This window comes from Haloferula luteola (genome assembly GCF_014201715.1).
Classification (GTDB): Bacteria; Verrucomicrobiota; Verrucomicrobiia; order Verrucomicrobiales; family Akkermansiaceae; genus Haloferula; species Haloferula luteola.
The window spans coordinates 1-13,469 of the sequence record NZ_JACHFD010000029.1 but is presented as its reverse complement, the minus strand read 5'-3'; the positions used below and the strand labels follow the sequence as shown (position 1 = coordinate 13,469).

At 57.6% G+C, this 13,469-nt stretch carries 8 protein-coding genes; 1 reads left to right on the top strand and 7 read right to left on the bottom strand.

The window, feature by feature from the left end:
* Window positions 1-82: 82 nt before the first annotated feature.
* From HNR46_RS18425 to HNR46_RS18405, 5 genes are all read right to left on the bottom strand, one after another.
* Window positions 83-1,861: a family 78 glycoside hydrolase catalytic domain gene (locus HNR46_RS18425; protein WP_184021632.1), complete on the bottom strand. Its 1,779-nt coding sequence runs from the start codon at window positions 1,859-1,861 to the stop codon at window positions 83-85.
* Window positions 1,862-2,152: 291 nt separating this feature from the next.
* On the bottom strand, window positions 2,153-2,794 hold the full coding sequence (locus HNR46_RS18420) for a response regulator (RefSeq protein WP_184021631.1): 642 nt from the start codon (window positions 2,792-2,794) through the stop codon (window positions 2,153-2,155).
* Entirely contained in the window at window positions 2,791-5,346 is a 2,556-nt protein-coding gene (locus HNR46_RS18415) for a LamG-like jellyroll fold domain-containing protein (protein ID WP_184021629.1), read from the bottom strand. Before HNR46_RS18415 ends, HNR46_RS18420 begins: the two co-directional genes overlap by 4 nt.
* 69 nt (window positions 5,347-5,415) lie before the next feature.
* Window positions 5,416-6,663, bottom strand: a complete 1,248-nt coding sequence (locus tag HNR46_RS18410) for a DUF1501 domain-containing protein (protein WP_246418202.1) — start codon at window positions 6,661-6,663, stop codon at window positions 5,416-5,418.
* Between the two features lie 51 nt (window positions 6,664-6,714).
* Window positions 6,715-8,613, bottom strand: coding sequence for a DUF1549 domain-containing protein (locus HNR46_RS18405; protein WP_184021625.1), 1,899 nt, complete (start codon window positions 8,611-8,613; stop codon window positions 6,715-6,717).
* A 412-nt stretch (window positions 8,614-9,025) separates the two neighbouring features.
* On the opposite strand from HNR46_RS18405, the gene HNR46_RS18400 reads away from it, so the two are divergent.
* Window positions 9,026-10,306: an IS256 family transposase gene (locus tag HNR46_RS18400; protein WP_184021623.1), complete on the top strand. Its 1,281-nt coding sequence runs from the start codon at window positions 9,026-9,028 to the stop codon at window positions 10,304-10,306.
* A gap of 237 nt (window positions 10,307-10,543) precedes the next feature.
* Here the strand turns inward: HNR46_RS18400 and HNR46_RS18395 are convergent, their stop codons facing one another.
* Window positions 10,544-11,524, bottom strand: a complete 981-nt coding sequence (locus HNR46_RS18395; RefSeq protein WP_184021621.1) for a hypothetical protein — start codon at window positions 11,522-11,524, stop codon at window positions 10,544-10,546.
* On the bottom strand, window positions 11,521-13,395 hold the full coding sequence (locus HNR46_RS18390) for an alpha/beta hydrolase family protein (RefSeq protein ID WP_184021619.1): 1,875 nt from the start codon (window positions 13,393-13,395) through the stop codon (window positions 11,521-11,523). Before HNR46_RS18390 ends, HNR46_RS18395 begins: the two co-directional genes overlap by 4 nt.
* Window positions 13,396-13,469 lie beyond the last annotated feature (74 nt).

Below are 13,469 nucleotides of genomic sequence, written 5' to 3'. Positions count from 1 at the left end.
ATGGACAGCTTCAGGCACCCTCCGAATGAAGGGATATCCCTCTTTCCATTCACGACTTTCATTCGCCGTGATCCACTCGCAATCAACGCAAAAGGAGAGTTCCTGCACCCTCCTGCTCGGGGACCACTCGGATCCACTTCCCCTCCCTTCGTGTGGGCAGAGGTACCTCTTCCTTAGATACCTTCCCCGAACCCCGGTAAGGCAACAAAACCCGCGCTTTCATCCCCTCAGGCAGGGAGAACTTCAGCCCATACGAAGTGCCTGTTTTCTTCCAATGCACCTCCACCGGACCCCGAGGGGTCGGAACCTTTCCCTTCGCTTCGTTCAGACCACAAGGCACGGGTGCCATCCTGACCACCGACCATCCCGGCTCCGCCGGCTCCACCCCAAGAATGAATCGAGGTAGCAGATTTGCAGGGGCAGCCCCCCAAGCATGGTTCCAATCCTGATTCGGTTTGTATTTTTGGTCCCACGCTTCCCACGTCACCGTAGTTCCACTTTCCACCATGTGCCGCCAACTCCGATCCCCCTTCGCCGTCATCAAACCAAGCCCCGCATCTCCCCGACCTGCCTGAAATAATCCCTCCAGTAGATACTGCGCTCCGTATACCGAACACTTCATCCCCCGATCCACGAGCATCTCCGCGACCGCGTCCTGCTCAGATTCAGGAACCAACCCGAAGGCCAACGGGAACATCGACGCATGCAAAGAGGCGTGATTGCTTCCCACCCCGTCGCGATACGCTCCGCGGCCATGTAGAAAAAAGGCTTCCTGAAAAGCCTGCTTTCGCTCTTCAAAACGCGACTCATAGGCCATCGCTTCTTGCTCCTTCCCCAAGGCCCGGGCCATTTCCCCCATCAACTGAACTGCCCTCAGGTGAAACGCGTTGACCACCGTATTGACCTCCCGGTGCTCAAACCCATCTCGCTCGCCCTGAGGCCAGTCGACGATATCATTCCAGCTGCGTTGCTTTTCATTGCTGGTCACCCATCCATCTGGCCCGACCCGTTCCATCAGCAACTTGGATTTCACAGCCTCATAGCGCTGAGCAAGACCCTCACGGTCTCCCGTATGCATCCAATCAGCATACGCCATGAACACCATGTGAGGCCCCCACTCGCTCGGCCAGGTCGGATGCCGGAGCAGGTGATCAAACGTATCCCTGGCCATCTCCACATCCGTGTCCGTCGCGTAATGGCTCAACTGATTCAGATAAGCATCCGCCTCATAAGGGATGCGTTCCCGATCACCATCCACGTAAATTCCCGCGAAAGACGTTGCTTTGATCGAGTCCCTACACAGACCCCAAATCCGTTGAATCAGGGGATCAGAACACTCGAACGAGGCCGCTTCATCATTCCAGGACTCAAGAAACACAGAATTTCGCAGCACATTTTGGAGCGTCAGATCCCCCTTCCATCCGTGGAGCTCCACCCAGCGGAAAGGAAACAGCACTCCCCATTCCGGCGGTGTCAGGATCGCTTCCGGTTGCTTCGTATTGCGAGCATCGGCTGGGGGCGCCACACGAAGGCTTTGCCCGCCGATCAGATGTTGACGAACTTCCGCGTACCTCACGGTTCCAGGTGGTTTGCGATCCACCCTTCCGTCCTTCAAGGCTTCGCCAAACCGCACCTCCACCACACCGGACATCCCTTCAGGTGCTGCAATTTGGAGATTTCCGAAAGTCACCTTGCCAAAATCCACCAACCACCCGCCGTCGCCGAGCTTCTCCACCGACACCGGTTCCTCTGAAACCACATGGGTGGGAGCCGCGCCGAGAGGAGGCACCATCACCACCATCATCCACAACACGCCGATCAGGCGCATCACCGTCCTCGTTCCACAGGCTATCATTGTCATCCGTTAAAAAAGTCAAATCTCCGTTGCAATCTCAACACCACCCCAGGTCTTGAATTCCACCATCCTTCCCATGGACGCCTCGATGTCAAAAAAGCTCCTCACCCGAGACACCATCCACAAAGGACCTTGCCACCACCTCGGCAATCGCCGCTCCCCCTCCCTCACGGCTCGGATCCCCATTTCATCTGTTCACAAGCGACTTAGAAAACAGCGCCCACCATCCATTCATGGATCGAATGCGGTCGCTTGCTCTTCCTCTCCGCCAAATCTCCCACAAAAAGGGGGGATCGCCTACTGACCGAAGTACTTCACCACGGCTTCCGTCCGAGTTCGCACGTGCAACTTCCGGTAAATGTTCTGCAGGTGATATCGTACGGTCTCCACCCCGATTTCCAAATCGGAGGCGATCTCCTTATAGAGTTTGCCCTTGGCAAGAAGGTCCAAGGTCTCTCGCTCGCGCGGGGTCAAATCAAACTCTTCTCCCCGATCAACCGGGCGAGGTTGGACGAAGTGCTGGAAAACCTTTCGGGCCACCGAACTCGAAATCGGACAGGCCCCTTCCCATGCCTCCTCCAGCGAAGCTCGCAGTCGAGTGGGCACATCGCGCTTCAGCAAATATCCGCAGGCTCCCGCAGCCAGCGAATCAAATACCCGCTGACTGTGGTCGTAAACCGTGAGCATCAGGATTCTCACCTCCGGCAGAGTGGACTTCAAGGCCGCCGCCAGCTCGATTCCCGACATTCCCGGTAGCTGAATGTCCATCAACACCAGATCCGGTTGCAGACGAACGATCTCTGGCCCAGCCACCTCAGCGTTGGGAAATGCGCCGACCACCTCCCAATGATCCACGTCCGCAAGAAGCTCGATCAAAGTACGCCGCAAATCGGAGTCATCCTCCACCAAAGCCAGGGTTCTTTTCGTCTCGGTTTTCATACGTTCCTCGGATCTCTCAACAAGCTTTCCAATGGGCAGTCCAACTGCACGCGGGTTCCTTTGCCTGGAGAACTGTCGATTCGGCAAATCCCCCCGACACTCTCCATGCGATGTCGCAAATTGCCGAGCCCATTTCCGGAAGGGCGCTCGGTTCTCTCAAATCCTCTGCCGTCATCTTCGATGCGGATCTTCAACCATCCCTCCTCCAACCTCATGGAAAGGCACGCCTGGCAAGGACCTGCATGGCGAACCACATTGTGCAGCGATTCCTTCACCGCGAACACCAAGTGATGGCGCGGTTCCGCACGCAGCGGCCACTCCGGAAGAACCAACGGAACCTCCAGATCATATTGCACTTCGCTGTCCTGGAAAACCTCCTCCGCCATCCGTGTCAGGCGTTCCCCCAACTGATCCAAGCTGTCATTCGCGGGATCGATCGCCCACACCAAGCTCTCCATCGTTTCCACCAGCTCACGCGCGGAAGCCGACAGATTCCCCAGGTGCCGTGGCACTTCACCCGGCTCCCGCGCAAAATCGCGATTGGCCAGCGCCGCATTCATAGTCAGTCGCGTAATTCGGGTACCCAAATCGTCGTGCATGTCTCGGGCAATCCGTGCCCGATCCGATGCCAGTGCATTCTTCACTTTCAGAACCGATAGCCTCCGACTCGCGCGGCGGCGCAAATCACTGATCACCCCAATGGCCACCGATGCCGCAATCAATCCCACCGCAAGCCCCCAGAACCATGGCCGACTCCAGAACGGAAATCGAATCTCAAACGGATACAACAGATGATATCCCACCGGAGCTTCGTCCGTCGTCACCGCAGCCACCTCAAAATCATAAGACCCGGACGGGACATTGGGAAAGGTCGAGCGCCGAGTGCTTCCCCCGATCACGTTGAACATCTCTCTCCACTTCAACAGCAGCGTCGCTCCTTCCTCCCCCAGTTCGGGCAGGACTTCGGTGCGAGACCAACTCCCACTCGCGGCCTGATCGCCATCGATCAATGCCAACATCGTGTTGCCGCCCAACGTCACCATTCGCCCAATCGTCGGTGCGGAGCCTGATCGCTGCCACCCCTCAGGAACCCCATCTGGATCCTCAATTCTTACTCCTTCTGAAAAAGATCCGTTGGACCACAGTGAATTGCCTCCCCCATCCGCCCCGCGAATCATCAACTGCAGATCATCGATCACCGCCAAGCCGGTCGTGTCTTCCGTTCCCGAGGTCAGGGAAATTCGCAACGCCTTTCCTTCCGGTGGAATGAAAATCGGCTCATGACGCATCGCCCACTCCGAGTCCTCCAATCCCGTCCGCCACCCGCGACTCGCACCGCTCATCGCAAATTGGATCACCGACAGCGCGCGCCCTCCCTCATCCAACACCTCCGCAATCAAGGTCATTCCCGGCACACTGTCCCGCCACCGCTCATCTCCTCCCTTCATTCGCGCCAGCACCTCGATCGGACGCTGACCCGACAAGGGGATCAACTCGTAGTCGAAGTCCAATCGATGTGGCCCCGGCGGCAGCACCATATGTGGGATCAAAGGTCGACTGACGGGGTCACCATCGATTCGAATCCCCGTCAATTTCACCTGTGGCGGCCCCGCCTGATGAGGTCCGATTTCCCGTGCCACCCTTCCGCCTCGGTCTTCCACCGGCGTCATCAAAAACTCGTCCGCGGCTCGCGCGACCGAACTGATTCGCACCTCGTCAATGCATCCATCGAACGGCTCAGCTTCACCGATCCCATACTCCTCGCGAGCTTCATTTCCGATCGCGAAATCACCCGGGCTTCTCGGCAAATCCTCGACCATGCTCCCCTTGCCAATCAGATGGGCCTCCTTCTCTCCAGCGTCCAAACGCGTCCAATACAACGCCAGATTATTCGGCGTCCCCTCGTTGCCGTCATAGCTCACCGCCACATGGAACCACTTTCCCACCTCAATGGCATGAACCCCGGATATCGGAATCGCTGCCAACGCCCCGCCCCCTCCTGAAAGCGGCAAAAAAGCCAGAAAGCCACTCTTCTCCACCCGAAAATTGAACCTCCGATGGTCGCCCTCTCCATCCATTGAAACCACGCTCATCGCCGTCGTTCCCGCCTCCCATGGCAACAAATCGAACTTCACCAGAGCTTCAACCGTGAAGGCACCATCCTCCCCGGCATATCCGAAATCCGGTGGAGCATTGTCGGCATCTCCATCGGCCAGCCCCGGCATTCCCAAGAGAATTCCACCTTTGAAATCCATGCTTCCCCGCACCCCGCCCGCATCTCGGTGAAAAGTCACGCATCGGTCCATTCCTGGTAGACCCACCTGGCCTGCTTCCGCGCCATTGAGCAACCCCTGGAGATGAAATCCCCCTTTCACCGAATCCCAAAACGGTGCCCTGCTCTCGTCCAGATGCCATAGATGCAAAGTCCACTCATCCGGCGCATACGGATCCAAGCGGGGAAGCTCTGCAGCCCCCGCCACCGCACCCATCAGCCCGAAACCCATCCGGACCAACCACGTCCAAACCACGCCACCATGCCTACAGCCCTTCATGGAGAATGGCCGATTCAACCCTTATCCGTCCATCACGGCCAGCCTCTTCGACGCCCTGCGGAGAATCCCTCAGGCAAATACCTCCATCACAGGTTGCCCCTGATCCGCGATCCGGAACGGGCGCCGACTCGGTGACATGACCACCTGCTCATGGGGAATTCCTAAAGCATGCGCAATCGTAGCGTTAAAATCCTGAACCTCGACCGGTTGACTCCGCACCTTGGCCCCCTTCGAGTCCGTCTCTCCATAGCGCATCCCCCCTTTCACCCCACCCCCCGCCAGCAGACAAGAGAATGCAGAAGGATGGTGATCTCGCCCCAATTGATGCTCCTCCTTGATCTCTGGCGTCCTTCCGAACTCCGTGGCTACGACGACCAAGGTGTCCTGCAACAACCCACGTGATTCCAAATCCCGCAGCAGACCCGCATACGCTTGATCGAATTCCTGACAACGTCCCCTCACCCCGGCGAAATTATCAAAATGCGTGTCCCAGCCACCCAGCTGAACCTCCACAAACCGGACACCATGCTCCACCAACCTTCGGGCTAACAAGCACCCCTGGGAGAACCTTCCCGAACCATAAAGCTTCCGCATCGATTCCGGCTCCTCCGCCAAATTGAATGCCTTCAAATCTTCGCTCTTCATCAACCGGGTCGCCTCTCGGTAAAGCTCCTGATAGGCCCCCACATCCGCATTCTGAAATCGACCATGGAACTTCTCGTTCAATCGATCCGCCAGAGCTAACCTCCGTTCGAAAGCGTCCTCACTCACCGCCCCCGAGCGATGCACGTCCTTCAAACCTGCCTCCGGGCTTCCGATCGGAGCCGCCGCATACTTGGCGCCGAAAAAGCCTCCACTCGTGACCTCCTGAGACGAGTCAATCGCCACATATCCCGGAATCTCGGGATTGATTCGCCCACTCATCTTCATCGCCCAAGCTCCCAAAGAAGGGTGCTGAATCGTCCCCCGCATCGCATAGCTCGTATGCATGATGTAGGTCCCCTGTTCATGGGCTCCCTGCCGTGACGTCATCGAATTGATCACGCATACTTTGTCCATCACCTTCGCCGTTTCCGGCAAATGCTGGCCGACAAAGACATCGTCGACATTTGACGCAATCGCCTCCATCGGCCCCATCACGTCCTTCTTTTTCGGCTTAGGATCGAAGGTATCAAGGTGGCTCATGCCGCCGGACATGAACAAATAAATCACCCTCTTCGCTGAGCCACTCGAAGCCGCTGCGTGGGCCGTCGGGGCCATCATCGCCAACCAGGGAATCACTCGAACCCCAAGAACGCTTGATGCCACACCTGACATGAAACTCCTCCGCGACCACCGATCTGTTTCACCCTTCATCACTTATCATTACTATTGAATAAATACAAACTCCGAGGACATCACCAGCACTGCGACAATGTTCCTCCACGCCTCACTCCCTGAAATTCGCACCTCATCCATCATCCAGCTCAACTCCTCGTCCGTGGGCGGCCGCCCCAAAACCGCCAGATAAATTCGCCGCACCCGTTCCCGTGCGTCCTCCACGCCTTCCAAACAAGTGAACACCTGGGCGTCCCCGTTCTCCACCAATTGCTTTTGAACGAACCCATTCATCAGAGTCAGCACCTGACCCACATTCGGTTCCCGGCTCCCGCCTTCCACAATCTCGCGATCCGATTGCCCGAACACATACAAGAGATGATCTCGTGGTGCCGGACTTGGCAAAAAACAAGCCCTCACCAACCCGCCTCGACCACCACTCCCTCCCCTCGGCCCCATCGCAACCATCGAACTCTCCTCCCCGCCCCCGCTTCCTTCGGATTGGGTCGCCTTCACCAAGTCCGCGAAATACTTTCGAAAAGCCGCCTCACTCCCCAACTCCATCACCTCAGCATAGACATTTTCGTAGCTCAGCGTTCCTCCCCCCACCAAGCGCCCGTTCACACGAAATCGCCCATCTGAGGTCGGAACCTCCACCTGGTCTGGATCTCCTTTTGCCAAAGTCACCAGCGAGTCCCAGATCTGCTCCGCCGCCAGCCGCGCCAACGGCCGACCCATCAGATCCTCTCCATTGCCAAATCTCCCCACCTCCGGATTCGGAGCAAATTCAAACGCCCGCGTATTGAGCAAAACCCACTGAAAACGCTGGAGATCATAGTCCAACGCCACCATCAAACGCGACAAATCCCGCACCAATTCCGGAAACCTCGTGTCCTCTGCATCCTGATACTCGTCCACAGGATCATACAACGGTCGACCCATGACCCGCGCCCACATCCGATTCGCAATCACCGAAGCAAACTGCTCCCCCGTCCGCTCCGTCACCCACTCCGCCAACTGAGCACGTCCATCATTTGCCTGAGAGCGTTCCGACATCCGCACCGTCTTCCCAAACGGAGTCCGCCCCCCAATCCACTCGCCAGGATCGCCATCACGATACTGATAATCTTCGGGCAAACGAATCCGACCCTCACCCCCGCCGACCACACTCATTCCGTAAATCCGGTCCCATAGCTCCCGCGCTACCCGATACTCCCAGCTATCGCGCCGATCACCCTCCTCCAATTCATCCCAAAGCGGGCGCATCGGACTGCGATCCGCCTCATGCAAACCGTGAGTAAAAGCAGCAAGCTCGTAAAAATCGCGACGCTCTGTCGTCCCGAACGGGTCGTCATGGCACTGGGCACACTCCATTCGCGACCCCAAAAAGATCCGCGTCGTATTGGCGAGATTATCTAGAGGCATCCCACGGTCCCGCAGATAATAGCCCACTGGTGCACCCTCCAAACTCCAAGGGTTTCCTTTCGCAGCAATGACCTCTCGGGTGAACTGGTCCCACGGACGGTTCTCCACCATTGCCCGAGCAACCCAAGCACGGTAGGGCTCAAAGCTCCCATTGAATCCCGGTTTTCGATCCGTCACCCGCAGCAGGTCGAAAGCCCAATTGGTCATGCTCCAAGAGTATCCAGGAGCATGCACCAAGTGCGAAATCAGACCCCGCCGCTTCTCAGGATCCGTGTCATCCAAAAAAGCCCTCGCTTCCTCCGCCGTCGGGATGCGACCCACCGTCACCAGAAAAGCTCTCCTCAAAAACACAGCATCGTCACTGATTTCAGGAACCTTCTTCTTTTCCGCCTTAAGCCACGATGCGACCCGACGGTCAATCGTGCGCACGCCCTCCACCATCACCGCATCCATCTCTGGACCCGCCCAAGAAACCCCAACCCAGAATAGGCTGATGCCAAGAATGATGAGACGAGAAGCAACCATAGAATCTGCAAACCTATGAAACGAACTCATCGTCGTCAAACTTTCGCATCTTCCGCTTCATTCGCTTCGCATCAGGCTTCGACCTACCCAGCACGACTCCACCACCCCAGCCCCATCAAGCCTATCGCACACTGGCGATCCCCCTTCCACGGACAAAAAAAGAGCCCGACATTTTCATCCCTGAAAATGCCGGGCGTTTACCTGGCGGCGTCCTACTCTCACAAGGCCTGTCGCCTCACTACCTTCCAAGTCCAAGGGGTCAGTCCTGAATGGCACTAGATTAAGCTCGTTTTCGGCCTCGAGGGTGACGGAAAGCCAGCCGGAAGCGTCCCATGAATCGATAGAATGAGGTGGTGGCTGGTTGGTGCCACGCGTCAGCGTGGCGTTGCTAAACCAAAACCAACCAACCACCGTGAACCACGAAAAACTGAAGGAGGCGTTCCTGCGAGGCGGAGAGCGCGAAGCGGCGGAATGGTTCCGCGAAATGTTGAAGGGAGTGGTCCGTCTCGGTCTGCTTGAAGCGATGGCCGAGGAGGTTGAAGCCCTGTGCGGACCGCGTTACCGGCCGGACCCGAAGGATGCATGCCACCGTGCCGGTTCCGAGCGTGGCGTGGCGTTCCTCGACGGAGAGAAGGAGGCAATCCGGCGCCCTCGGGTGCGTCACGAGACCAATAGCGAGGTGCGCCTGGCGACCTACGAGGCGGCTTCGAGCCCGCAGGGGATGTTCGATCAGGTTGTGGCGGCGGTGGCCCAGGGCATGCCGGTGCGCGGGGTGGAGCGGGCTTTCGCTGGAGCGGTGAGCAAGAGCGAGGCGTCGCGCATGTGGGTTGAGAAAAGCCGGGAGCAACTCTCCCTGTTGCGGGGTCACCGTCTCGACGACGCCGACTGGCTGGCCTTGCTGATCGACGGAGTGTGGCTGACGCGCGAGCTGTGTGTGGTCATTGCCGTGGGCATCGATGCGGAGGGGAACAAGCGGATGCTGGATTTCGAGATTGGCTCCTCGGAGAGCGCCGCAGTGGTCGCGTCGCTGCTCGACGGCTTGGAAAAGCGGGGTTTCGCTCCGGGAGCCAGCCGCCGACTGTTGGTGCTGCGGGACGGGAGCGCGGCGATTGAGAGGGCCGTATCGCGGCGCTGGCCGGACTCGGTGCGCCAGGAATGCATGGTCCACGCCCAATCAAACCTGCGTGAGAAAGTCCGGCAACGCGACCGGGCCGACATCGACCGACTCTTCAAAACGCTACGGGAAGCCCAAGGGCGGCAAGCGGGGGAAGAAGCGTTCGACGAGCTGTTGGAGTTCGTCAGCGAGCGCAACGCCGCAGCGGCGGTGGCGCTCAAGGAAAGGCGTGGAGCGCTGCTGGCCTTTCATCATCTCGAGGTGCCCGCGACGCTCAACACCACGTTTCTGAGCACGAACCTCATCGAGAACGTGATCCGCAACTGGCGTGCGCAGAGCGGCAACGTGAAGCGCTGGAACGAGAAGGCCGACATGGTGCCGCGCTGGATGGCCACGGGGCTGCTGTGGGCCGAAGCAGGCTTCCGCAAGGTGCGGCATGCGGGTGATCTCCCCCGTTTGGCGACCGCGCTGTCGCTCTGCGCTCCGTCCTCGGACGCGGCAGACGCCGCGCCCTCGTCCTGCGCTCCGAGCGAAAGCGCGGGGCAGGAGCAGGCTTGTCAGGAAGCCACCAACCGATGAATCTCAACCCGACCGGCTGCCACCGTTTCTAACGATCTGAGGGACATCCCCAGCTGAGCCACGAGGCCCAACGACTGCCCCCGGACCACCAACGCGGGTAGAGGAGGCATGATGACTGCGCTGGCCATTTTTTGCAAACTGAGCGCAACGAATACGAGGCCAGCAGCCAGAATGCCGCAGCGGGTTTGCAGGACAGCCGGGGTGGCATCGATTTCAGCGACAGCGCGGGATGTCTGGTCAGGGATCACTCACGCGCATGGCGTCTTCCAGATTTTGGAAGAGATTCTTACTTGGGTCAAACTCGAGGTTCCGGTCGTTGGGAGTCGGGTTGAAGTAGTAGGTGAACCTCATGTCGCCGGTATACCAAAACTCGAAATCACCGTGAACCTTGGCGTAGTTGGCACGAATCAACTCGCCGTCTTCATCCAGCTTGGTTCTGACACGAAGGTAATAATTCCGCGTCCTTTCGAATCCATCGTGGCGCACCTTATCCGCCAGGTCGGTGGAAGCCGTCATGCTCAGCGTGGGTTTGTAGCCTTTTTCAGGCGCTAGATAGTCGAGGCGGAGTTCGCTTCCCTCGTTCAGGGGTTTCGGGGAGCTAATCAAGCCATCACCCTCGTTGCTAAAAGCCACCTTCAGTGTGCAGTCATTGTCGTAAACTCCGTTGTCCCTGTTGACCTCCAGATTGAACACGATGTCGGGTGTCACGCCCTTGCCGTGCGGGGCGATCCAATCGCCTTTCTCCAGATCGTAGCCACATTTCTCGTTCTTTTTGGGGATGGTGGTGTGGTTGATGATGTAGGTCTTCGCGTAAAGGGGAATCGGATCGCGCTTCCTCTTGAGCACATACGGGATCGTCGGATTCTCGGGGATCCAGCGTCCGGAGACGACTTGCTTGAATTTGTAGTGTGGCCAGTTCGAGCGGTAATAGTCATCTCCCGCATCTACCCCGATGCCGATCTTCCCGGTTTTACTTTGGAAACTGAACGATGCCTCACCAGTTAGATCAGAAAGGCTTTTTTCCGTGTCGTAGATATCCTCTCCAAAACCCTGGCCAGGCTCCCACTTCAAAAAGGTTGAGACGCCGACTGTAGCGTTGGAAACGGGCATTTCCTGATCATCGACTACTTTAACGGTGAATTTGCAGGGATGGGCATTTTCTTCGCAGCTTGCCACAGACAAGGTTGCTAACGTCACAAAAAACAGTTTTATTTTCATTGGTCAAGTTTCCCTTGATTGATGAACTCATCAAAAACCTTATGAGTGTACAGATAAGCCATATTACGTATATCTGAATGTCTCCAGCCCCTGAGATCAGGATCGACAGTGGGTGCCGTTCTGGCCTCTGGCCACCCATTTCTCAAACCCATCATGTCGATGTTTCGCGTATTGAAAATCTGGATTGGATTCGATCCCGCCGCGAAGGTGAGGGCGGGCAATGATTCAGCGAGGGCTTTGCTGACTTCATCGTATTTCCCGGCCTCGGCACTACCAAGGGCCGGATCGTGGAATTTCTCGTTCTCGAAGGGCTCGAAGAACGGGTTTTCTTCCAGATCAGCGAGTGGAATCGTTGCGGCTTGTGCCGGGGGGCGGCGCCCCGTCACCGGCCCCACCATCGGATACCAGGTTGTCACATCCCAATAACCATTGAAATCCCAGCCTCCGGTGCCGTTATGAAAAAGACCTCCTCCAGTGCCAAACGAGAACCCTTTCGACATCTCGTTCTTCACCCATGCTCGGACACCTCCGCTCGTGGCAACCCCTATGGTTCCCGGCACAGTCCCGTCACCGTTCTTGAGCACCTCCTCGCCGGTCGAGTGGAAGTTGTAGGCGTTTGGGATCGCACCGAACCGATCCCGCCACGTCATTTTCTTGCGACGGTTGTCTGATTCCGGAAAAATTTTATACCACTCGCTACACCAGAGTTTCTGGTCGTATACCCGCCAGTCGGGGTGGCTCATCTCGGCATTTCCCAAGGTGCTGGCGAACGAATATGCCTCGATCGCCGCCGCAGCGTCCACCATGTAGTAATTCGCCACGGACAGGCCGTGATCCCTGATCGCGCTGCTGACCACAACGTTTCCCAAGCTGTGCGCCGCGATGCATTTTCCGCCGCCGGGCAGGGCGTTCACGAAGTCGGCCACCGATTCCGATGTCTGGAACGCGTTGTGGACGTTACGCCAGTAGTCCGGAGTGGCCGTTCCCAGCTGGCTCTCATTGCCGTGCCAGGCGACGCCCGTGAACATCGCATTAGACTCGCTCCAAAACATTCTTTTGAACATTTCCGAGTTCCAGCCGCGTGCTTGCTCGCCGCTGACGTTGTACCCGTGGACGAAGATGAAGTGTTTTCCGTTGCGGTCGGCGTCAGGCCAATTGCCCGGCTCCGGTGGCACCCCGCCTTGTGTGCCACCACCAAGATTCTCGTTGAGGAACTTGGAGCGGAACATGGATTCCACCTCCAGGATTCTCACCGGCATCTCGATCTCCGCGACTGAGCTTCCATCGCTCTTTCGAATCTCGATCACGATGGGGTTGTCCGTAGGTTGGCGGGATTCGAAGAGCGCGACGCCTTTGCCTTCCATGGCAGCAGTTAGCATGTCTTCGGGGATTTGCAGGCCGTTTTGCGGAATCAGATTGGAGGTTCGGCCCGCGATATCCTGCGCCCGCACCAGATTCTTAAGATAAGAACCGACGCCGTTCCCTCCCGTAGGATCCGCTTCGAGATCCGCTTCCAGATACCAGAGAACATTGAACGACGGCACAGGCACTGCACCGCCCAAGGTGGTGGACTGGGATTCGTGCTTGAGGAAATATTGATATTCAGTCTCTGGCAGTGCTTCCAAGACAGCCTTCAGATCGAAATGAACCGGGAAGAAGTCCACCAGGTCGCGGACGCCATCGACCAAACTGTCCTGATAGTCAGGGGCATCGGCACCCTGAATATCATCTCCACCCTCTGTTCCTGAATCATCGTCGCTATTTCTCCAAAATCTCCACGGATTCTCTTCTGAAACTTTCCCACGATCCTCATTATTGATCATTCCATCACGGTTCCAATCCGGCACTATCTCCACCGGCAGGAGATCCACATCATACCGCCTCTCGTTCTCGAAGGTCCCTTCGTTCGCTTCCAAGGGGTCCAACACCACGCCCGTTTCCGACA

Coding starts and splice junctions, on each gene's coding strand:
- HNR46_RS18425 (WP_184021632.1), bottom strand. CDS start 1,861: ATGACAATGATAGCCTGTGGAACGAGGACGGTGATGCGCCTGATCGGC.
- HNR46_RS18420 (WP_184021631.1), bottom strand. CDS start 2,794: ATGAAAACCGAGACGAAAAGAACCCTGGCTTTGGTGGAGGATGACTCC.
- HNR46_RS18415 (WP_184021629.1), bottom strand. CDS start 5,346: ATGAAGGGCTGTAGGCATGGTGGCGTGGTTTGGACGTGGTTGGTCCGG.
- HNR46_RS18410 (WP_246418202.1), bottom strand. CDS start 6,663: ATGTCAGGTGTGGCATCAAGCGTTCTTGGGGTTCGAGTGATTCCCTGG.
- HNR46_RS18405 (WP_184021625.1), bottom strand. CDS start 8,613: ATGGTTGCTTCTCGTCTCATCATTCTTGGCATCAGCCTATTCTGGGTT.
- HNR46_RS18395 (WP_184021621.1), bottom strand. CDS start 11,524: ATGAAAATAAAACTGTTTTTTGTGACGTTAGCAACCTTGTCTGTGGCA.